Origin of the sequence: Aureibaculum algae (genome assembly GCF_006065315.1) — a bacterium.
Taxonomy (GTDB): Bacteria; Bacteroidota; Bacteroidia; order Flavobacteriales; family Flavobacteriaceae; genus Aureibaculum; species Aureibaculum algae.
Window position 1 is genome coordinate 66,082 of sequence record NZ_CP040749.1, and the last position, 22,452, is coordinate 88,533.

A 22,452-nucleotide genomic window follows, 5' to 3' on the forward strand; every position below is an offset into this window, starting at 1 on the left:
TTAGGTATGAAAAAGTTACATTTTTTTTGGTTCTTACTATTACAAGTTTATGTAACCGTAAGTTTTGGGCAGCAAAACGAATTTCCGTTTGAAGATGCATCATTAAGTATTGATTTTAGAGTAGATGATCTTGTTTCTAGATTGACATTAGAAGAAAAAGTTTCTCAAATGATGAATAAGTCACCAGAAATCAAAAGACTTCATATTCCTGAATATGAATGGTGGAATGAATGTTTACATGGTGTGGCTCGAGCAGGTAAAGCAACTGTGTTTCCGCAAGCTATTGGTTTAGCAGCAACTTTTGATACCGACTTAATTTATCGTTCAGCATCTGTAATTTCAGATGAAGCAAGAGCTAAGCATCATGAAGCATTAAAAAATAATGATTTTGGTAGATATAAGGGGCTTACATACTGGACACCAAATATTAATATTTTTAGAGACCCACGTTGGGGTAGAGGCCAAGAAACTTATGGAGAGGATCCTTATTTAACAGCTCGTATGGGAGTCAATTTTGTAAAAGGCATGCAAGGAGATGATACCAAATATTTAAAGCTGGTGGCAACACCGAAGCATTTCGCGGTTCATAGCGGACCAGAACCCGAAAGACATTTTTTTGATGCCACTACAACAAAACGAGATTTATACGACACCTATTTACCTGCTTTTGAAGCCTGTATTGTAGAAGGAAAAGCCTATTCTGTTATGGCCGCATATAATAGATATATGGGAAAACCTTGTTGTGCGAGCCATCAATTATTAGATGATATTTTAAGAAAAGATTGGGGTTTTAAAGGTTATGTAGTTTCCGATTGTAATGCAATACGAGATATTCATGACTATCACAATTATGTAGATTCTAAAGAAGAAGCTGCTGCTGTTGCTGTAAAAGCGGGTTGCGACTTAAACTGCGGGTCTCGTTATAAATATTTAATAAACGCAGTTACAGTAGGAGATATAACCGAGGATGAAATAAATATTTCTGTAAAAAGACTGTTTAAAGCACGTTTTAAATTGGGCATGTTTGATCCCGAGGAGCTTGTACCTTATGCGAGTATACCTACAAGTGTCGTGAGTTCTGATAAGCATAGAAAATTAGCACTAGAAACGGCTAGAAAGTCTATCGTTTTATTAAAAAATGAAAACGAAACATTACCACTTAAAAAAGATCTGAAATCTATTGCTGTTATTGGTCCAAACGCTAATAATTTAGATGTCTTATTAGGAAATTATAATGGATTTCCTTCTCAATATTTTACACCCTTAGAGGGTATTAAGAATAAGATTTCTAAAAGCACTAAATTATTTTATGAGTCGGGTTGTGAGTTAATATCTAATGAATCTTCACTGACTTTAATTCCTTCAAAACATTTAAGTTTTAAGAACAAAGTAGGTTTACAGGCCAATTATTTTAATAATACCGATTTATCGGGTAAACCCATCCAAACAAGATTAGAGGAGACCATAAATTCAAATTGGAATTCGGAACCAGTAAAAGGATTAAATGAAGATAATTTTTCAATTCAATATACAGGGAATATCCAAGTAAATACTTCTGGAGAATATACTTTTGCCTTACGCAGTGACAATGGGTATAAATTAATTATTGATGGAAAGGTGCTTATTGATAATTGGAACAAACCAACACGCAAAAGGTTAAAAGAAAAAATATTCTTAGAGAAAGGAAAAAAGCATCAAGTCACTGTAGAATATTATCACAATAAGAACTCTGCTATATTAGAATTAATGTGGATGGCTCCTGGTAAAACTTCATTTGAAAAAGCAATTGAACTAGCTGAAAAATCTGAAGTTATAGTTTTTATTGGAGGTATTTCACCAAAGGTAGAAGGAGAACAAATGCCAGTGAATTCAACGGGTTTTGATGGGGGTGATAAGACAAATATTGAATTGCCAAACGTGCAAAAAGAACTTTTAAAAGCATTGCATGCTACAGGTAAACCGGTTATTTTAGTTTTATTAAATGGAAGTGCTTTAGCAATTAATTGGGAAGATGAAAATCTACCCGCTATAGTTGAAGCATGGTATCCAGGCGAACTAGGCGGAACTGCCATAGCTGACGTTCTTTTTGGTGACTATAACCCCTCAGGTAGACTTCCAATTACGTTTTATAAATCTATAAAAGACTTGCCTCCATTTGTAAATTATAGTATGAAAGGCAGAACATACAGATATTTTAAAGGTAAACCGCTATATCCTTTTGGATATGGATTAAGTTATTCTCAATTTAAATATAAAAATTTAAAATTATCTGATCAAAAAATAAAAGCAGAAGAATCAACATCTATAAGTGTCGACATTACTAATATTGGTAAATTTCAAGGGGATGAGGTTGTGCAATTGTATATAAAAGATTTGGAAAGTAATGAAGTAAGACCTTTAAAAAGCCTTCGAGGGATTAAGAGAGTTTCATTAAATCCTGAAGAAACAATTCAAGTAAATTTTACCATTAAACCAGAAGATTTATCATTTTATGACTTTAAAAAAAACAAGCAAGTTGTAGAACCAGGGTTATACCAAATTGGAATAGGAAAATCTTCAGAAGATTTTATATACATAAATTTAGAAGTAATAAATTAAAATTAAAACCAAATGCAAAAAAGAAGAATATTTTATTTAGGAATTCTTACACTGTCTCTATTTATTTTAACAATTAGCTGTAAAAATAAAACAGAACCTAAACAAGAAAAGAAAGATACACGCCCAAATATTTTATATATAATGGCTGACGATCATACATCACAAGCTTGGGGTGTTTATGATGGTATTTTAAAGGACTATGTTCATACACCTAATATTCAACGCTTAGCAGAAGAAGGAACGGTTTTGGATAATTGTTTGGTCTCTAATTCTATTTGTACACCAAGTAGAGCAACCATATTAACAGGGCAATATAGTCATGTAAATGGTGTCACCACATTAGGTGCAGGTTTGCCTACAGAGCATCCAACTATTGCGGGAGTAATGCAACGTGGTGGTTATCAAACTTCAGTTATTGGTAAATGGCACATGAAGCAAGAACCAACAGATGAGTTCGATTTTTATATGGTTTTACCAGGACAAGGAAGGTATTGGGATCCTATATTAAAAACGAAAGAAAATTGGAAAGACTATATGGAAGGAGGCAAACCATATGAAGGGTTTAGTACAGATGTTATTGCAGATAAAACTATTGATTGGATTCAAAATAGAGATACTACAAAACCTTTTATAACCATGTGTCACTTTAAAGCAACACATGAACCTTTTGATTACCCAGAACGTTTTAGTCATTTATATAGAGATGAAGACATACCTGTTCCAAGTACATTTTACGATAAAGGAGCAGAAACAACAGGGCGATCATTTAAAGGACAGTCGGTAGATAATTTGAAAAAGAGATATTTATTAGCTTCAAAAGACCCAGATAATGTGCCAGGTTATATGAAGTATCCTGAATTACCTTTTACTGTTGATGGTTTAACTAATGATGAAGCACGTTATAAAACGTACCAAAAATATGTAAAAGATTTTATGCGTTGTGGAGCGGCTATTGATGATAATATTGGAAAGCTATTAAAGTATCTTGACGAATCAGGGTTAGCAGAAAATACGATTGTAATTTACACTGCAGATCAGGGGTATTTTTTAGGAGAACATGGTTGGTTTGACAAACGATTGATTTATGAAGAATCAATACATATGCCTTTTGTTATTCGATATCCAAAAGAGATTCCTGCCGGTGCTCGTAATTCTGATCTTATTGAAAATGCAGATTTCTCAGCATTATTTGCAGATTATGCAGGTCTTGAATATCCAGAAACAATGCAAGGACATAGCTTCCGAGAAAACTTAAAAGGGAATACACCGAAAGATTGGCGTAAATATGGATACTATCGTTATTGGGACCATTCAATTGACCGTCCAGGGCATTTTGGTATTAGAGGTCAACGTTATAAACTGGCTTTTTATTACGGAAATGGGCTTAAAGAAAACGGGTATACTAAAGAAAATCAGCCTAAAAAATATTGGGATTTCTTTGACTTAGAGAAAGATCCTAAGGAGACTCATAATGCCTACAACGATGCTGAATATCAAGAAATCATAAAAGAAATGAAAGTAGAAATTATGAAGCAACGAGAAGCATTAGGAGATACCGATCCTGATAATCAGGAAATTCATGATATTATAAAAGCACACTGGAATGATTAATATACCGAAGAATGTAAAATTGCTGATAGTGGGTGTTTGCAGCTATTTGTTTTTTAATACAGCTCAAGCACAAAAAGAGCTGAAGTTATACTATGAGAGCCCGGCCGAAAAATGGACAGAAGCTTTGCCTATAGGTAACGGAAGCTTAGGAGCCATGATTTACGGTGATGTATCTCAAGAACATATTCAGTTTAATGAAGAAACATTGTGGGCTGGAAAATCACATGATTATGCTCATAAAGGTGCCTATAAATATTTAGGAGAAATAAGACAATTGTTGACTGATGGCAAACAAAAAGAAGCTCAAGATTTAGGGAATAAAGAATTTATGAGTGTACCTTTGAAACAAATACATTATCAACCATTTGGTGATGTTTATATTGATTTTCCTGGCCATGAAAAATATTCGGAGTATGCTAGAGAATTAGATCTTAACAATGCGGTTAGTAAAGTTTCGTACAAGGTTAATGATGTAATCTACAAACGCGAAGTGCTTTCTAGTTATCCAGATCAAGTTATTGCAATTAATTTAACGGCAAGTGAATCAAAAGCACTGAATTTTAGTATTTGGTTAGATGCAATTCATGAAGAAAAGCAAGTTACCACAAGTGCAAATTCGCAAACGTTGGAAGTTCACGTAAAGGATGGTGTTTTAAGAGGGGTATCAACTATAAAAGTAAAAACTGATGGTAAAATAGAATCAAAAAATGGAAAACTGTCAATTGCCAATGCATCAAAAGCTACAATTTATCTAGCAGCGGCGACCAATTATAAAAACTTTAAAGATGTTTCGGGAAATCCTCAAGAGCTCGTAAAGGAGACGTTGGAAAAGGTTGAGACTAAAAAATATAAAAAAGTAAAAGATACGCACATCAAAGATTATCAATCTTTATTTAATCGTTTTCAGATCGATTTTGGTGATAACGGAAAATCTAAAGAGGTAACCAATAAACGAATTTTTGATTTTTGGAAGAACCCAAGCGATCCTCAACTACTTTCTTTGTATGTTCAATATGGTCGTTATTTAATGATTGCAAGTAGCCGTCCTGGTACTAAACCTCCAACGTTACAAGGATTATGGAATGATAAATTAAGACCACCTTGGTTTAGTAGTTATACGACAAATATCAATTTAGAAATGAATTATTGGCAAGTAGAAATTGCGAATCTAAGTGAATGTCATGAACCTCTGTTTGATTTTATCAAAGACATATCAATTACGGGAAAAAATGTTGCTAAAGAGCATTATGATGCAAATGGATGGATTGTACATCACAACGTTGATATTTGGCGTGGTGCAGCACCTGTAAATAATGCGAACCATGGCCTTTGGCTTGGAGGAAGTGGGTGGCTTGCTTCACATATTTGGGAACATTATTTGTTTACCCAAGATGAGGCTTTTTTAAGAGAATACTATCCAATCTTAAAGCATGCAGCACTTTTTTATAAGGATTTTCTTTATAAAGATCCAAAAACAGGATATTTAATTAGTTCTCCATCAAATTCTCCGGAAATAGGGGGTATGGTAGCTGGCCCTACAATGGATCATCAAATTATAAGAGCTTTGTTTAAAAGTGTTATTGAAGCATCTACTATTTTAAATACGGATGAAGAGTTTTCAAAAAAACTCCAAGTGATGATTCCTAAAATTGCACCTAATAAAATTGGAAAACACGGACAATTACAAGAATGGTTAGAAGATAAGGATGACCCAGAATCGCATCACAGACATGTTTCCCATTTATGGGCAGTATATCCTGGTAGCGAAATTAATTATGAAGAAACACCGGAATTGATGAAGGCAGCAAAACAGTCATTAGAGTTTCGCGGTGATAACGGAACAGGGTGGAGTTTGGCATGGAAAGTAAATTTCTGGTCTAGATTTAAAGATGGAAACAGAGCCTACAAATTATTAGGCGTTTTATTAAGTCCTGCAGAAATACCCGAACGAAAAATTAGTGGAGGCTCATACCCGAATTTATTTGATGCACATCCGCCATTTCAAATAGACGGTAATTTTGGAGCCGCAGCAGGGATTATTGAAATGTTAATTCAAAGTCATTTGGGTAAAATAGAATTGTTACCCGCATTACCAGATGCATTACCTAAAGGAGCTATTTCTGGTGTTGTGGCAAGAGGTGGGTTTGAGCTAGATTTCAAATGGGAGAACTCCCTTTTACAAGAGGTAATTATTACCTCAAAAAAAGGTTCAAAATGTAAATTACAATACAAAAATAAGCTTATTGAATTTGATACAAAAGTTGGAAAAAAGTATACGTTTGACGGTATGCTAAACGCAAAATAAATAAAATAGTATGCAATATAATAAGGTTTTAATAGGGGTATTAATTATCCTTTTTAGTAATAATTTTACCGTTATCGCACAAAAAGATTCGTCTAAACCGAATGTCATCATATTTTTTACTGATGATCAAGGGTATCAAGATGTTGGTGCTTTTGGCTCTCCTTTAATAAAAACGCCAAACCTAGATAAAATGGCTGATGAGGGTATAAAGTTTACTGATTTTTATTCAGCATCTTCTGTTTGTTCTCCATCGCGAGCGGCTCTGCTTACGGGGTCTTATCCACCTCGAGTTGGTGTGCCTAAGGTGTTATGGCCAAATTTAGATGGGGGATTGTCAAATCAAGAGCTTACTATTGCCGATATGCTTAAAACAAAAGGATATAATACGGCTTGTATTGGAAAATGGCATCTTGGAGATCAAGCACAATATTTACCAACTACTCAAGGGTTTGATTCTTACTATGGTATTCCTTTTAGTAACGACATGTCTGTGAATCCAAAATCAAAGGTTTCAGAAGATATCCTCTTTAGAGAAGGTATGACAATTGATAGCCTTCGTGAGCAAAAATGGAGAGGAAGAAAGGTGCCATTAATGAAGCAAGATGAGGTTATAGAATATCCTGTAGATCAAACAACACTTACAAAACGATACACAGAAAGTGCCATTGACTTTATTACAGAAAATAAAGACAAACCATTTTTCTTGTATGTAGCTCAAACAATGCCACATATACCGTTGTATGCTTCACCAGATTTTAAAGGTAAAAGTGCTAGAGGTTTGTATGGAGATGTTATTGAAGAAATTGACTGGAGTATGGGAAGAATATTAGAAACATTAGAAAAACTAAATATTGATGAAAATACATTGGTAATTTTCACTTCAGACAATGGTCCTTGGAATTTAAAAGATGGACAAGGCGGCAGTGCATCGCCATTGAGAGGTTTTAAATTTGAAACTTACGAAGGTGGCATGCGTGTGCCTATGATTGCCAAATGGAAAGGTATAATAAAGGCAGGGGCTGTCACTAAAGAAGTAGCTTCAACAATTGATATATTGCCTACATTGGCTTATTTGACGGGAGCTGAGCTTTCTGAAAAACCAATTGATGGTAAAAATATATGGAAATTATTATCTGGTAAAAAATCAAAGTCGCCTCATAAAAACAAGGGGTTTTATTATTATTCAGAAACGACACTACAAGCTGTCAGAAAAGGAGATTGGAAGTTGCGTATTGTTAAGGATAAAGTAGAATTGTTCAACCTAAGAACCGACATTTCAGAAAGTAAAAATGTAGCGTTATCAAATCCTAAGATTGTAAAAAAATTACAAAAAATGATGGATAAGTTTGATGCAGATTTAAAAGAAAACCAACATCAGTATAATTAAAAAATAGCAAAGCTTGAAAAATATAAATCACTTTATAAAAGTTGTAACGGTAATAGTTCTTATTATAAGTTCATTATCTTTTTCTGATAAGAAAAAACCTCCTTATAAAAATTCTAAATTATCAGTTGAGGAGCGTGTAAACGACTTACTTAGCAGAATGACGTTAGAAGAAAAGTTCTGGCAAATGTTTATGATTCCAGGCGATTTAAGTATTGGTAAGGAAAAATTGAAGCATGGTATATTTGGTTTTCAAATATCTTCAAAAGGTAAAAAGGACAATGTAGCAGAACAAATGATGGACTATGGTTCTTCAGGTAGTGCAGAACAAATGGCTAATGAAATAAATGAAATACAACGATATTTTTTAGAAGAAACCCGTTTAGGCATTCCCATTATTCCTTTTAATGAAGCTTTACATGGTTTAGCCCGAGACGGAGCTACAACTTTTCCACAAGCAATAGCCTTAGCTGCAACTTGGGATACTACATTAGTTAGTGATGTTGCTCGTGCCATTACAAAAGAAACAAAAACACGAGGTATACGTCAAATATTATCACCGGTATTAAATATAGCTCGTGATGTACGTTGGGGGCGGACGGAAGAAACCTATGGAGAAGACCCTTATTTAACATCTCAAATGGGATTGTCTTTCATCAGTCAATTTGAAAAAGAAGGGGTCATTACCACACCAAAACATTTTGTTGCCAATGTTGGTGCTGGTGGAAGAGATAGTTATCCCATTAGTTTTAATGAACGTTTATTAGAAGAAATCTATTTCCCAGCTTTTAAAACTGTTTTTCAAAAAGCAGGGGCAAGGTCAGTAATGACCTCATATAATTCTTTAGATGGCACGCCATGTACCTCAAATGAATGGTTATTACGTAAAAAATTAAAAGAAGAATGGGGATTTAAAGGTTTTGTAATTTCAGATGCCGGAGCTACAGGTGGAGCTAATGTATTGCATTTCACAGCGAAAGATTACGCTGGAGCAACCGAAGATGCCGTCGAAGCAGGATTGGATGTAATGTTTCAAACCAGTTATAATCATTATCCATTATTTTGGGAAGCTTATAAAACGGGAATGGTAGATATTAAAGCTATTGATGAAGCAGTGAGCAGAATTTTAACGGCTAAGTTTGAATTGGGTTTATTTGAAAATCCATATGTGGACGCTAAAGAAGCGGCCAAATGGAATGGACATAAAAATCATAGAGAATTAGCAAAAATTGCGGCTTATAAATCAATGGTTTTACTGAAAAATGAAAATGAGATTTTACCGATAAATAAATCAACTAAAAAAGTAGCACTTATTGGCTATGATGTAAAAGCAGGACGTTTAGGAGGGTACAGTGGACCGGGAAATAACATTATTTCTATGTATGATGGTGTTGTAAATAAAATAGGCAAGGATCATGTTTTATATGCTCCCGGAGTGTTATTAAAAGCTGAAAATAACAAGACAATCACTTCAGATTATTTGTTAACAACGGATGAGAAAGGCAACATAAGTAATGGCCTAAAAGGTGCATATTTTGATAATATTAAATTAAGTGGCACTCCAAAAGTGGAACGTATAGACAAGCAAATTAAGTTTGGATGGACGTTATTTTCACCCCATGAAGATTTACCTTACGATTGGTTTTCGGTACGATGGACCGGTAAACTAAAAGCACCAAAAACGGGAGTTTTTAATATCGGAATTGAAGGTAATGATGGCTATCGCCTGTATTTAGATGGAAAATTGATTATTGATAATTGGCAAAAACAATCATATAGTACAATTACAAAGTCGTTCTCGTTTGAAGAAGGCAAAGAATATGATCTTAAAATTGAGTTTTTTGAATCTGCTGGTAATGCAAAATTCAATCTCGTTTGGGACGCTTTTGTCGAAAATAAATGGAAACAACAAATAGTTGATGCCGTTGAAATAGCTAAAAAAAGTGAAGTTGCCGTTGTGGTTGCTGGTATCCATGAAGGAGAATTTCAAGACCGTGCATTATTGGCACTTCCTGGTCATCAAGAAGAATTAATAAAAGCCGTAGTGGCAACAGGTAAACCAACAGTTGTGGTATTGGTAGGAGGTAGTGCGATTACCATGGCAAATTGGAAACACGATGTTGATGGTATTCTTATGGCATGGTATTCGGGTGAAAATGGAGGAAATGGATTTGCGGATATCTTATTTGGTGATGAAAACCCTGCAGGACGCTTACCGATAACTTTTCCTGTAGATGAGGCACAATGCCCATTGTATTATAACAATAAGCCAACAGGTAGAGGAGATAATTATCATAACCTCACAGGGCAACCTCTATTTCCTTTTGGTTTCGGATTAAGTTATACGTCTTTCGAATATTCCGATTTAAAGTTTAGCAAAAATAATATACAGCCTGAAGACAGTGTAAATATTACATGTACGATAAAGAATGTTGGCAAAACAAATGGAGATGAAGTTGTTCAGTTATACATCCGTGATGAACTCGCTTCTGTAGCACGTCCAATAAAAGAATTGAAAGGCTTTCAACGTATTTCTATAAAAGCAGGAGAACAGCAAAATGTGACTTTTCAGTTGGGGCCAGAAGAACTATCAATGTTAGATAAAGATTTAAAAAGACTTGTTGAGTCTGGAGATTTTAGAATTATGATTGGAGCTTCTTCAAAAGATATTCGTCTTAGAGGAATATTAAACGTAAAATAATTAGTCTTGAAATGAGCCATAATATCTAAATAGTAATACTACCAAGATGTTTAATGGCGAATTACATCTGACAATAAAAAAACAATAAAATTAAACAGATGAAAGTATTAAAATTAACCATTATTGCCGTTGTACTAACATGTTTTTCATGTAAACAAGAATCTAAAATTCAAGTAGACTGGGTAAGTTCTACAAACGATAAGCTTTGGGAAACCGAAACATATACAGGTATAACCGAAGCAGGTTTACCAAAAATCAATATTAATTTAGATATCACTAAAACACAACAAACTGTTGATGTATTTGGAGGTTGTTTCAACGAATTAGGTTGGGAGGCTTTAGGTATGATAACCTCTGTGGAAAAACAGCAAATTTTAAATGATTTGTTTGATTCTATTTCTGGATGTAAATTCAATATTTGTAGAATGCCAATTGGTGCAAACGATTATGCTGTAAATTGGTATAGCCTTAACGAAACTCCAGAAGATTTTACTATGAAAAACTTCTCTATTGATCGTGATAAAAAGCGATTGATTCCATACATAAAAGAGGCTCAAAAAATAAATCCTGAAATTGAAGTTTGGGCGTCACCTTGGTGTCCGCCATCTTGGATGAAACATAGTAAACATTATGCTTGTAAAGCGAATCCTGAAGTTAATGATTTGCCCTTAGAATTAAGTTCAACAGAAGAGTTGGTTTCACGCTTTATTATGGAACCAGAATATTTGGAGGCATATGCACTATACTTTTCAAAATTTGTAAAAGCATATGAAAAAGAAGGAATAGATATCAGTGCGGTTCATGTACAAAACGAACCTAATTCAGCTCAGAATTTTCCATCATGCGTATGGAAACCTCAAGATTTAGGAATTTTTATTGCGGATTATTTAGGTCCAAAATTTGAAGCAGAAAATTTAGATACTGACATTTGGTTGGGTACTATTGAGCGTCCACAAATAGAACGTGTAAATGATGTCTTAGAATATAAGAACACTAAAGATTACGTTACAGGTGTTGGTTTTCAATGGGCAGGTAAAGGAGCCATAAAAGAGGTACATGCTGAGTATCCAGAAATGCAATTGATGCAAACAGAAACGGAGTGTGGTGATGGTTCTAATGATTGGAAAGCGGCAGAACATACCTTCGATTTAATGAAACATTATTTTGAAAATGGTGCAAATTCGTATATGTATTGGAATATGGTTTTAGATGAAACTGGAAAAAGTCAATGGGGTTGGAAACAAAATTCTATGATTTCTATTGATAGTAAAACAAGAGCAATTGTTTACAATCCTGAATTTTATTTAATGAAACATTTAAGTGCTTTTATTGCACCGGGTTCCCTTAAAATATTGGCAAGTGGAGATACCGATAATTCTATTGTATTTTTTAATGACCAGCGTAATGAAATAAATGTAATTACCTATAATAAAGAGGATAGCAAAAGGACATTAAGTTTAAATGTTAATGAGCATATTATAAAAGCAGATCTAGACCCTAAATCATTTAACACATTAACGGTTAGCTTAAATTAGAAGTTTATATATTATATTCTAAAGAGGAAAATATGAAGATTAAAATACTGTTTGTTTTTTTAGTAGTACTTGCATATTCAAGTGGTTTAAAAGCACAGAATAATTTTATTCCACAACCAGAATCTGTTGTAATGAAGCAAGGTAATTTCACCTTAACGAATACAACTAAAATTTTTCTTCCTAAGAAATTTCAAAAAGAATTGAATCCTTATCTGGTAGCAAAATTTGAAGAGGATACAGGGTTAATATTAAAAACAGAATCAAAACACCCTAGAATTAATTCGAACTACATTCAATTTCAAATTACAAAAGAGGCATCGGTTAAGAGTGAAGGCTATATTTTAGATATTTCTGATGTGAAAATAATAATTAAAGCGAAAGATTACGCAGGCTTTTTTAATGGTTTTCAAACGTTAAGGCAAGCAATACCCTTAGGATTAGCTAAATCGATTGAAATTCCAAATGTAGTTATAAAAGATAATCCTCGATTTAATTGGCGAGGAGTAATGTTAGATGTTTCTCGTCACTTTCAACCTAAAGCATTTATTTTGAAGCAAATAGATGTACTCTCTTCTTATAAAATAAATAAATTTCATTGGCATTTAGTAGATGACCAAGGTTGGAGAATTGAAATAAAAAAATACCCTAACCTAACCAAAAAGGGAGCTTGGAGAGGTGATAGAACAGGTATATCATGGTGGTCTCGTAAACCTGCAACCTTCGAAGAACCTAAAACGGTAGGTGGTTTTTATACGCAAGAAGAAATAAAAGAAGTCATTGCTTATGCCAAAGCTAGAAATGTTGAAGTGATACCTGAAATAGATGTACCGGGGCATAGCAAGGCGTTAATAGCGTCTTATCCTGAATTATTTTGCTATGACGATGCCAAAGCCAATTTTGAAGTTGCTGTTGGCGGTAAAGCACCAGATAATGCTTTATGTGCAGGTAAGGAAACAACTTATGAATTTTTAGAAGACGTTATAAAGGAAGTAGCCGAATTGTTTCCATCAAAATATTTACATATTGGTGGCGATGAGTGTAATAAAACAAACTGGAAAAAATGTCCATATTGTCAAAAAGTAAAGACAGAAAATAACTTGAAGGATGAAGAAGAACTACAAAGTCATTTTATTCAGAAAGTTAATAAAATAGTTACAGCTCAAAAGAAAATAATGATTGGTTGGGATGAGATTTTGAGTGGAAAAGGTGCCAAAGGTGCTACAATTATGGCTTGGCGTAGAGGTCGTCATTCACCACAATTACAAGCACCAAGAGAAGGTTATCCAACCATTATGACATCTTATATCTATTCCTATATAAGTCAAGTGCAAGGCCCCTCATTTATGGAGCCTGAAGGTCCAAATGTGGTATTACCGTTATCAAAAGTGTATAATCATGAACCTATTCCATCAGAATTAACCACAGAAGAAGCCAAAAGAGTTTTGGGAAACGAAACATGCTTATGGGGAGAGTTTACACCAACCGAAGAACATTGTGAGTATATGCTATATCCGCGTGCTTTGGCAAGTGCAGAAGTTTCATGGAGTCAACCAAAAGTTAAAGATTGGTCGCGTTTTCAATCGGCATTAGAAAAGTGGCATTTTAAAAGATTAGAAAGAGCAAAGATAAATGTGGCTAAAAGTATATATAGTGTTTACCCGTCGTATGCTATTGATCAATTACATAACGAGGCTATTGTGTATTTACAAACAGAGACTGTTGGTTATGCTATTTATTATACTACAGATGGTAAAGACCCAACGATAAATGCTACGAAATATGAAAGTGATTTTAAAACAACACCAAGAACACTTTTAAAAGCGGGTTTGTTTAATAATAAAGGTGATTTATTGGGAGAAATTACTGAAGTTAGATTAAAATAAAAAATGATGAGAAAATTTAAATTAACTGTTTTATTAATGTTGGTGCTGTCTTCTCTGTCAGCACAAGAAAAGCCCAATATTGTATATATTATTTGCGATGATTTAGGCTATGGAGATGTACAGTTTTTAAATCCAGAAAAAGGAAAAATTCTAACTCCTAAAATAGATGCATTTGCAAAAGAGTCGATGTCTTTTACTGATGCACACTCTGCATCTGCCGTATGCACACCCTCAAGATATGCCATTTTAACGGGGCGTTATGCCTGGAGATCACGACTGCAAGAAGGTGTTTTAAGGGGTGGTGATGAATTTGAACCTTTAATTGACGAAAATCGTGAGACCGTACCTGCTATGCTAAGAAAAGAAGGTTACACAACCGCGGCCATAGGAAAATGGCATTTAGGTTTTAGTTTTTTAGATGACGATGGAGAACCTTACAATTTATATGAAGGTAAAAAATTAGTAGATGCTCCTGTTGGAGCAAATGTACCAAACGGCCCTGTCTCTCGCGGGTTTGATTCTTACGTCGGTTTCCATCATTCCGCCTCTATGAGTACGGTAATTAAAGATGATAAGGTTATAGATCATATGCTACCAGTTAAAATGTTACAGTTTTTAACCGATAATGCTACAAATTATATTGCTAAAGCTTCCAAAAGTGAAACCCCATTTTTTATGTATTTAGCATTGAACTCTCCACACAGTCCAGTGGTGCCATCAGACGCATGGAAGGGTAAAAGCGGAATGGGCGATTATGTTGATTTTGTTATGGAAACGGATGATGCCGTTGGTCGTGTTTTAAAAGCTTTAGAAGAAAATGGTATTGCAGATAATACTATCGTTTTTTTTACAAGTGATAATGGTTGTTCGTATCCTGTAGCAAAGGGTAAAAAATTAGAAAAGGAATTTGGACATTATCCAAGTGCTGATTTTCGTGGTTCTAAATCTGATATTTGGGAAGGTGGTCATAGAATACCATTTGTAGTAAGATGGCCAGGAAAAATTGAGTCAAATTCTATAAATGATAAATTAATTTGTCAAACAAATTTAATGGCTACTTGTGCTGAAGTTATTGGATTGAAGGTTGCAAAAGATAAGGGCGTCGATTCTTATAGTATTTTACCAATGCTCAAAAATAAAAAGGCTAAAACTGATTATAATTTAGTTGTACACCATTCTATCAATGGTAAATTTTCTATCCGAAATAAAAAATGGAAATTAGAATTGACACCAGGCTCTGGGGGATGGACAGATCCAAGAGATCCTAAAGCACGAAAACAAAACCTTCCGGAAATACAATTGTATAACATGAAAAAGGATAAAGAAGAGACTACCAATGTCTATAAAAAACATCCAAAGTTGGTAAAGAAAATGACAGCGAAGTTAGAAAAAATTGTAAAAAACGGAAGAAGCACATCAGGTGAATTGCAACAAAATGACGTGATGGTTGATATTTTTAAAACGGATAAATAGTTTTATTAAAAAAGTTTAGAATAAATAGATATGAGTGTAAGCACAACAAAAATAATAGTACTAATCATTGGTATTGCACTAAGTTCTTTAGTGACTATTTCTTGTTCTTCCTCAACATCAAGTGAAAAGTCAGTTGCAACAGAAAAACAGCCTGTAGATTATATTAATCCCATCATTGGAGCCATAACTTATGGTAAAAAAACTAAGGACGCACACGGTTTTGGCAAAACATTTCCAGGAGCAGCTACTCCTTTTGGATTGGTTCAATTGAGCCCAGATACGGTTTCTGATGGTGATAATGGCTCAGGTTATTCTTATGAACACCCTACAATTGAAGGTTTCAGTTTCACGCATATGAGCGGTGTAGGCTGGTTTGGAGATTTAGGTAATTTTTTAGTAACTCCAACAACAGGCAAATTACAAACGAATAGAGGTGTGTCTGATATTCCTGAAAGTGGTTATCGCTCTCGGTTTACCCATGATAGTGAAGAAACTAAAGCAGGCTATTATGCGGTAACATTAGATGATTATAAGGTAAAAGCAGAGCTTACTGCAGCACCAAGAGCTGGAATTATTCGATTTACATACCCTAAACAAGATAGTTCAAGAGTTCAGATTGACCTTTCGCGTAGAGTCGGGGGTACTTCTACGGAGCAATATATAAAAGTAGAAAATGAGAATACCATTTCAGGATGGATGAAATGTCCACCAGAAGGCGGTGGTTGGGGTGCTGGTGCTGGTAATGCCGATTATATGGTGTATTTCTATTGTCAATTTAGCAAACCTTTAAAAGACTATGGTTTTTGGAATGCAGCAATACCTGATGTACCAAGAAAAATGCGTTTTATCAGAAAAGACGATTACCAATTAGCAATAAAAGACGCTGAAATTATAAGAGGTAAGCGTGAATTACAAGGTAAGCATATTGGCTTTTTCACTAATTTTAGTACGACTGAAGGTGAAGAAGTGTTGGTGAAAAGTGGCGTCTCTTTTGTGAGTGTAGAGGGTGCGAAAGAAAATTTGGAACATGATATTAAGCATTGGGATTTTGATAAAACAAAAGAGGAAGCCCGTAACCTTTGGAATAATGCCATAAAAGATGTAGTCGTTTCTGGAGGTACAGACGATGAGAAAACTATTTTTTACACGTCTTTGTATCATACCATGATTGATCCTCGTACATTTTCAGATGTTAATGGTAATTATATTGGTGCCGATAAAAAGGTACATCAAACGAAAGATTTTACCTACCGAACTATTTTTAGTGGCTGGGATGTATTTCGTTCTCAATTTCCTTTGCAAACAATTATAAATCCGACATTAGTAAACGATGAGATTAATTCTCTATTACAAATGGCAGAATTGAGTGGTAATAACTATCTGCCAAGATGGGAAATGTTGAATTCGTATTCAGGTTGTATGTTAGGTAACCCAGCAGTTTCAGTAATTGTAGATGCTTATGAAAAGGGAATTAGAAATTATGATATAGAAAAAGCATTCGAATTTTCTAAAAACACAGTTGATCATACAGGTAATGGTGAATTGGGGTATTCACATAATCACATTTCTAAAACCTTGGAATATGCCTATTCTGATTGGGCATTGGGTACCATGGCCATGTCTTTAGGTAAAAATAAAATAGGTGAAGAATATTTAAAGAAAAGTAAAAATTATAAGAATATTTGGAATGATGAGGTGAATTGGTTTAGAGCCAAAGACAGCACCGGAAAATGGTTAGAATGGAAAGGAAAAACTGTCCACGGTCAGGGTTGTATTGAAAGTAATCCGTTTCAACAAGGATGGTTTGTACCACATGATATTGATGGTTTGAAAAAATTAATGGGAGGTGAAGAAGCTTTTAGAAATGAATTGATTTCTTTCTTTGAAAAAACACCAGAAGATTTTCTCTGGAACAATTATTACAACCACCCAAATGAACCCGTACACCATGTTCCTTTTATGTTGAATGAAGCGGGTGTACCCTATTTAACGCAAAAAATCACAAGACAAATATGTAATGATGCCTATGGAACAGATGCTTATGGATTATGTGGTAATGAAGATGTAGGGCAACTATCCGCTTGGTATGTATTGGCGTCAATAGGTATCCATCCAATTGCTCCAGGTGATAATAAATACCAGATTACAAGTCCTGTGTTTAATAAAATTGAAATAAATTTAGATGCTAATTATTATAAAGGGAAAACGTTTACAATTATTGCAAATAATAATTCAAAAGACAATATTTACATACAATCCATAAAGCTAAATGACAAACCATTACAACGTTATTGGATTTCGCACCAAGAGATTACCCAAGGCGGTGTTTTAGAATTAGAAATGGGCCCAGAACCCTTAATGAATACAAATAAATAATAGAACTCAAAAACTAAAATATATATTATGAAACAAATTTTTTTAACCTTATTTAGTATCGTTGTATTTACTGTGAGTGCACAGCAATATTCCTATCCAATGCCTGAGTATGTTCCCACCGCCGAAAATTTAAAAGCTCGAAAAGAGTTTCAGGACATGAAATTCGGTATGTTTATCCATTGGGGTGTTTATAGTGTATTAGGAGATGGAGAATGGGTAATGTATCAACAAAAAATTAAAAAAGACAAGTATGAGTTATTAACAAAAGTTTTTAACCCGCAAGATTTTAATGCAAAGGAATGGGTTCAGATTGCGAAGTCAGCAGGCATGAAGTACATTACGATCACCTCTCGTCATCATGATGGTTTCAGTATGTTTGATTCTAAAGCAACAGATTATGACATTATAGATGCTACTCGGTTTGGTAGAGATCCCTTAAAAGAATTGGCAGAAGAATGTAAAAAAGAAGGCATACAGTTAAACTTCTATTATTCATTATTAGATTGGGGTAGAGAAGACTACGGTTTTGGAAAAAAAATAGAAGATGTAGATTGGGATAGTTATATCAAATTTATGAAAGCCCAATTAACAGAATTATTGACCAATTATGGAGAAATTGGTTGCATTTGGTTTGATGGACATTGGAATAGAAAAAAAGACAATTGGCATTATGATGAAATTTATTCGTTAATTCATGAATTAAGTCCTAATACACTAATAGCCAATAATCATCATATCCAACCAATTCCAGGAGAAGATATTCAAACTTTTGAAAGAGACTTGCCAGGAGAAAACAAAGGTGGATTTAGTCATGGTGTTGAAGTAAGCCAACTACCACTAGAATCTTGTGCTACAATGGCAAAAACTTGGGGTTTTGATATTAATGATAAAAAATTTAAAACCACAAAACAACTCATTCATTTTTTAGTAAATGCAGCGGGTAAAAATGGTAATTTATTATTGAATGTTGGTCCAATGCCAAATGGCGAAATTCAACCTGAATTTGTTAATTCATTAAAGGAAATGGGTGAATGGACTTCTAAATATGGAGAAAGTATTTATGGTACAAGAGGTGGTGTTATTAAATCACAAGATTGGGGAACTATTACTAAAAAAGATAAGACTTTATATGTTCATATACTGAACCCAACTTCAGAACCGTATATTTTTATTCCAGATTTAAACGAAAAAATTCGTTCAGCAACTACTTTTGATGGTAAAACCAAAGTGAAGTTTAAGCAACAGAAAGAAGGAACGTTTCTTTATGTTCAAGGTAAAGTTGAAGATGACATTGATGGTATTGTTAAACTTTTAATAAAGTAATTTCTAACCATTTTTTTTTAAAAACGTATAAAATCGGTAAGCTTAAGTTTTCAAAAGATAAAAAAACCACCTTAATCAAGGTGGTTTTTTTACGTTGAAAGGGTTATTTATTCTTTACATATTTTCCAAGCACTGGTCTTCCTTCTAAAATAAAACTGTGATGCTCCCTTTTGTTTGTTTATCAAGTTTATTTATACACTTTAATATAATCAATAATAAACTCTTGTGGAAAGATGGTGTCATCTACCTCCGGACCACCGAAACCACCACCAATGGCTAAATTAATTAGCAAATAAAAGGGTTGGTCAAAGGGCCAAATGTCTTCCGTTTTATTTTCTGGTGAGAAGCTATAGTGTAACTGATTATCCACAAAAAAATTAATATAGTCTTTAGTCCATTCAATTGCGTAAACATGAAAACCATTTTCAATTCTTTCAATATGTGTTTTTTTAGTATTTAATGTGTTTCCATGACTGTTTTTGGTGTGTAGTGAGTTGAAAATTTTACCTGGCTCTTTACCAACATATTCTAAGATATCAATCTCACCACATAATGGCCATTTGGCTTTGTCAATATTTGAACCTAACATCCAAAATGCTGGCCAGAGTCCTTTACCGAGTGGAAGTTTAGCTCTTATTTCAATTTTACCATATTGAATTTCAACTTTTTTCTTAGTTGTAATCCTTGTTGAAGTGTAAATTGAATCTTCTTTTTTTGCTGTTATAACTAAGTAACCATCTTTTATAAGGTGATTATTTTCGGTATATAATTGTAATTCATTGTTTCCCCAGCCACATAATTGAGGACAACCATTCCCTAATTCAAAGTTCCAAAATTCTTCATTGAGTGTCTTTCCTTCAAAATTTTCTTCCCAAATAAGTTCCTTTTCTTGTGAACACGAAATGAAACTGAAAACAATAATAAGAAGTAATAGGTGAATGTTCAATTTATACATCCCTAGTTGTTTAAATTAAACTGAGCATCAACTACAGTATTTGAACTTCCGCCTATATAAACATTAAAATCACCTGACTCTATTATAAAATCACCAGTATTGTTATAAAAACCTAATTCTTTTTTAGTTAATAAAAATTTGAGTTCTTTGGTTTTGTTAGGATTTAATTCAACCATTTGAAATCCTTTTAATTCTTTAACAGGTCTAGTTATACTAGCAAATTTATCCTGAATATATAGTTGAACTACTTCTTTACCTTTTGTCTTTCCTGTATTTGTTAGTTTAACCGAAACTGAAATAGTTCCGTTGGTCTTAAAGGTATCTGTTATGTTAAGATTTTCATATACAAATGAAGTATAACTTAAACCGTGACCAAACGGATATAATGGTGTGTTTTCTATGTCTGAATAATGTGACCAAAACACTATTCCTGGATCAGTTAACACAGGTCTTCCGGTATTCTTATAATTATAATAAATTGGTATTTGCCCTACACTTCTAGGAAAACTCATGGGTAGTTTTCCACTTGGATTATAATCACCATAAAGAACTTGTGCGATAGCATTACCAGATTGGGTTCCTAAAGGCCATGCTTCAACTATGGCCGGAATGTTTTTATCAGCCCAGTTAATTGTCAACGGTCTACCATTATTTAATACGAGTACAATATTTTTATTTACTTTAAAAATGGCCTCTAGTAATTCCTGTTGTAGTCCTGGTAAATCTAATACTGCTCTACTTCTAGCTTCACCGCTTTGAAAACCGTGTTCTCCTAATACCATGATTACAACATCTGCATTTTTGGCAACAGTAATTGCTTTACCAAATTCACTTTTATCGGTTGTATTAATTTTTAATTCTTTTATAAATTCAGGCTGTTCTAGAGTCAAATCAGTTCCTTTGGCATAGGTTAAGTTGTTTCCATCATATTTTTCGAGACCTTCCAATACGGATACGGCTGTATTATCATCTGCAGCCAAACGCCAACTACCAAGTGGACTCGTTTTATCTGCAGCTAATGGTCCAATTAGAGCTATTTTTTGCCCTTTTTTGCTCAATGGAAGTAGGTTACCTTCATTTTTCAATAGTACAATTGATTTCTTAGCAATATCTAATGAAGCATTATGCATTTTCTCACTTCCTAAAACATCCTTCTCTCTTGCTTCATCACAATATTTATAGGGATCATCAAATAATCCTAATTCATATTTCACTTTTAAGATTCGCCTGACTGAATCATCAATAAATTCTTCTTTAACTTTACCTTCTTTTACTAAATTAGCTAACTCTTCAACATATGCATAAGATTCCATGTCCATATCAGAACCCGCATTAGCGGCTAATTCAGTAGCATGCTTTTTATCTTTAGCAAATCCATGAGCTTTCATTTCTATAATTGAACCCCAATCTGAAACTACAAAACCATCAAATTTCCATTGTTCTTTTAAAATATCGCGTTGTAAATAGGTGTTACCTGTTGCTGGAATTCCATTTAATTCATTAAATGAATTCATAAATGTGCTAACACCCGCTTCAGATGCAGCTTTAAAGGGTGGAAAAATAGTGTTAAATAGTGTTGATGTGCCAACGTCAACCGTATTATAGTCTCTACCAGATTCAGAAAATCCATAGCCAGCAAAGTGCTTTGCACAGGCAGCAATGGTATTATGTGCGTTTAAATCTTTTCCTTGAAAGCCATTTACTCTAGCTTCAGCAATTTTACTTCCTAAGAAAGGATCTTCACCGGCACCTTCCATCACACGCCCCCAGCGTGCATCTCTAGAAATATCAATCATTGGTGCAAAGGTCCAATTTATACCTGCTGCAGAAGCTTCTTCAGCAGCCATTTCCGCTGATTTTTGTATAGCCTCTAAATCCCAACTAGCTGCTTCAGCTAGTGGAATAGGGCTTAATGTTTTATAACCGTGAATAACGTCAAACCCAATTATTAAAGGAATGCCTAACCTAGATTCTTCAACGGCAATTTTCTGAACAGCTCTAACATTTTTTACACCGGTTACATTTAACATAGAACCTACCCAGCCTTTTTTAAGGTGTTCATATTTTTTTGCCGCGTCACCGCCATCAGGTTTTGGACCAGTTACGTCCCAAAATCCATTATATTGATTCATTTGACCTACTTTTTCTTCTAAGGTCATTATCTTCAATAATGAATCAATCTTTTGATCGATTAGATTTTCATTCGAGCTAAATTCCGTTTTGTTTTCGTTGCAACTAAATAGTACAACACAAAATGCGAGTGTGATAATTGTTTTTTTCATAATAAAATTTAAAAAAGGCCGAATGT

Annotated in this window: 12 protein-coding genes; 10 read left to right on the top strand and 2 right to left on the bottom strand. The window is 34.0% G+C overall.

What is annotated here, in order from left to right; all coding sequences use genetic code 11:
• Positions 1–6: 6 nt before the first annotated feature.
• The 10 genes from FF125_RS00255 (at position 7) to FF125_RS00300 (ending at position 19,189) form a co-directional block, all read left to right on the top strand.
• Positions 7–2,598: a glycoside hydrolase family 3 C-terminal domain-containing protein gene (locus FF125_RS00255; RefSeq protein WP_138947900.1), complete on the top strand. Its 2,592-nt coding sequence runs from the start codon at positions 7–9 to the stop codon at positions 2,596–2,598.
• A 12-nt stretch (positions 2,599–2,610) separates the two neighbouring features.
• Complete coding sequence (locus FF125_RS00260; RefSeq protein WP_138947901.1) at positions 2,611–4,209, top strand: sulfatase family protein; 1,599 nt, start codon at positions 2,611–2,613, stop codon at positions 4,207–4,209.
• A complete protein-coding gene (locus FF125_RS00265) occupies positions 4,202–6,514 on the top strand; it encodes a glycoside hydrolase family 95 protein (protein ID WP_138947902.1) in 2,313 nt (770 codons plus the stop codon). The genes FF125_RS00260 and FF125_RS00265 overlap by 8 nt, the downstream gene beginning before the upstream one ends.
• A 10-nt stretch (positions 6,515–6,524) precedes the next feature.
• The gene (locus tag FF125_RS00270) at positions 6,525–7,901 is read left to right on the top strand and encodes a sulfatase family protein (protein WP_138947903.1); all 1,377 of its coding nucleotides are present in this window, start codon (positions 6,525–6,527) and stop codon (positions 7,899–7,901) included.
• A 13-nt stretch (positions 7,902–7,914) separates the two neighbouring features.
• Complete coding sequence (locus FF125_RS00275) at positions 7,915–10,599, top strand: glycoside hydrolase family 3 N-terminal domain-containing protein (RefSeq protein WP_250629649.1); 2,685 nt, start codon at positions 7,915–7,917, stop codon at positions 10,597–10,599.
• Between the two features lie 98 nt (positions 10,600–10,697).
• Positions 10,698–12,134, top strand: coding sequence for a glycoside hydrolase family 30 protein (locus tag FF125_RS00280; RefSeq protein WP_138947904.1), 1,437 nt, complete (start codon positions 10,698–10,700; stop codon positions 12,132–12,134).
• 32 nt (positions 12,135–12,166) lie between these two features.
• Complete coding sequence (locus FF125_RS00285) at positions 12,167–14,017, top strand: beta-N-acetylhexosaminidase (RefSeq protein WP_138947905.1); 1,851 nt, start codon at positions 12,167–12,169, stop codon at positions 14,015–14,017.
• Between the two features lie 3 nt (positions 14,018–14,020).
• Positions 14,021–15,490 (top strand): sulfatase family protein, encoded by a 1,470-nt coding sequence (locus FF125_RS00290; protein WP_250629650.1) that lies wholly within the window; start codon positions 14,021–14,023, stop codon positions 15,488–15,490.
• A 30-nt stretch (positions 15,491–15,520) separates the two neighbouring features.
• Complete coding sequence (locus tag FF125_RS00295) at positions 15,521–17,866, top strand: GH92 family glycosyl hydrolase (protein WP_138947907.1); 2,346 nt, start codon at positions 15,521–15,523, stop codon at positions 17,864–17,866.
• Positions 17,867–17,893: 27 nt separating this feature from the next.
• Positions 17,894–19,189 carry an alpha-L-fucosidase gene (locus FF125_RS00300; protein ID WP_250629651.1) on the top strand — a complete coding sequence of 432 codons (1,296 nt, stop codon included), beginning with the start codon at positions 17,894–17,896 and terminating at the stop codon, positions 19,187–19,189.
• A gap of 187 nt (positions 19,190–19,376) precedes the next feature.
• On the opposite strand, the gene FF125_RS00305 is transcribed toward FF125_RS00300, so the two are convergent.
• Complete coding sequence (locus tag FF125_RS00305) at positions 19,377–20,144, bottom strand: glycoside hydrolase family 16 protein (RefSeq protein ID WP_138947908.1); 768 nt, start codon at positions 20,142–20,144, stop codon at positions 19,377–19,379.
• Between the two features lie 2 nt (positions 20,145–20,146).
• Entirely contained in the window at positions 20,147–22,426 is a 2,280-nt protein-coding gene (gene bglX / locus FF125_RS00310; protein WP_138947909.1) for a beta-glucosidase BglX, read from the bottom strand.
• Positions 22,427–22,452: the final 26 nt, after the last annotated feature.

Bases quoted from the DNA above. Each gene is read 5' to 3' on its own strand.
- FF125_RS00255 (WP_138947900.1), top strand. From the start codon at position 7: ATGAAAAAGTTACATTTTTTTTGGTTCTTACTATTACAAGTTTATGTA.
- FF125_RS00260 (WP_138947901.1), top strand. From the start codon at position 2,611: ATGCAAAAAAGAAGAATATTTTATTTAGGAATTCTTACACTGTCTCTA.
- FF125_RS00265 (WP_138947902.1), top strand. From the start codon at position 4,202: ATGATTAATATACCGAAGAATGTAAAATTGCTGATAGTGGGTGTTTGC.
- FF125_RS00270 (WP_138947903.1), top strand. From the start codon at position 6,525: ATGCAATATAATAAGGTTTTAATAGGGGTATTAATTATCCTTTTTAGT.
- FF125_RS00280 (WP_138947904.1), top strand. From the start codon at position 10,698: ATGAAAGTATTAAAATTAACCATTATTGCCGTTGTACTAACATGTTTT.
- FF125_RS00285 (WP_138947905.1), top strand. From the start codon at position 12,167: ATGAAGATTAAAATACTGTTTGTTTTTTTAGTAGTACTTGCATATTCA.
- FF125_RS00290 (WP_250629650.1), top strand. From the start codon at position 14,021: ATGATGAGAAAATTTAAATTAACTGTTTTATTAATGTTGGTGCTGTCT.
- FF125_RS00295 (WP_138947907.1), top strand. From the start codon at position 15,521: ATGAGTGTAAGCACAACAAAAATAATAGTACTAATCATTGGTATTGCA.
- FF125_RS00300 (WP_250629651.1), top strand. From the start codon at position 17,894: ATGAAACAAATTTTTTTAACCTTATTTAGTATCGTTGTATTTACTGTG.
- FF125_RS00305 (WP_138947908.1), bottom strand. From the start codon at position 20,144: ATGTATAAATTGAACATTCACCTATTACTTCTTATTATTGTTTTCAGT.
- bglX (WP_138947909.1), bottom strand. From the start codon at position 22,426: ATGAAAAAAACAATTATCACACTCGCATTTTGTGTTGTACTATTTAGT.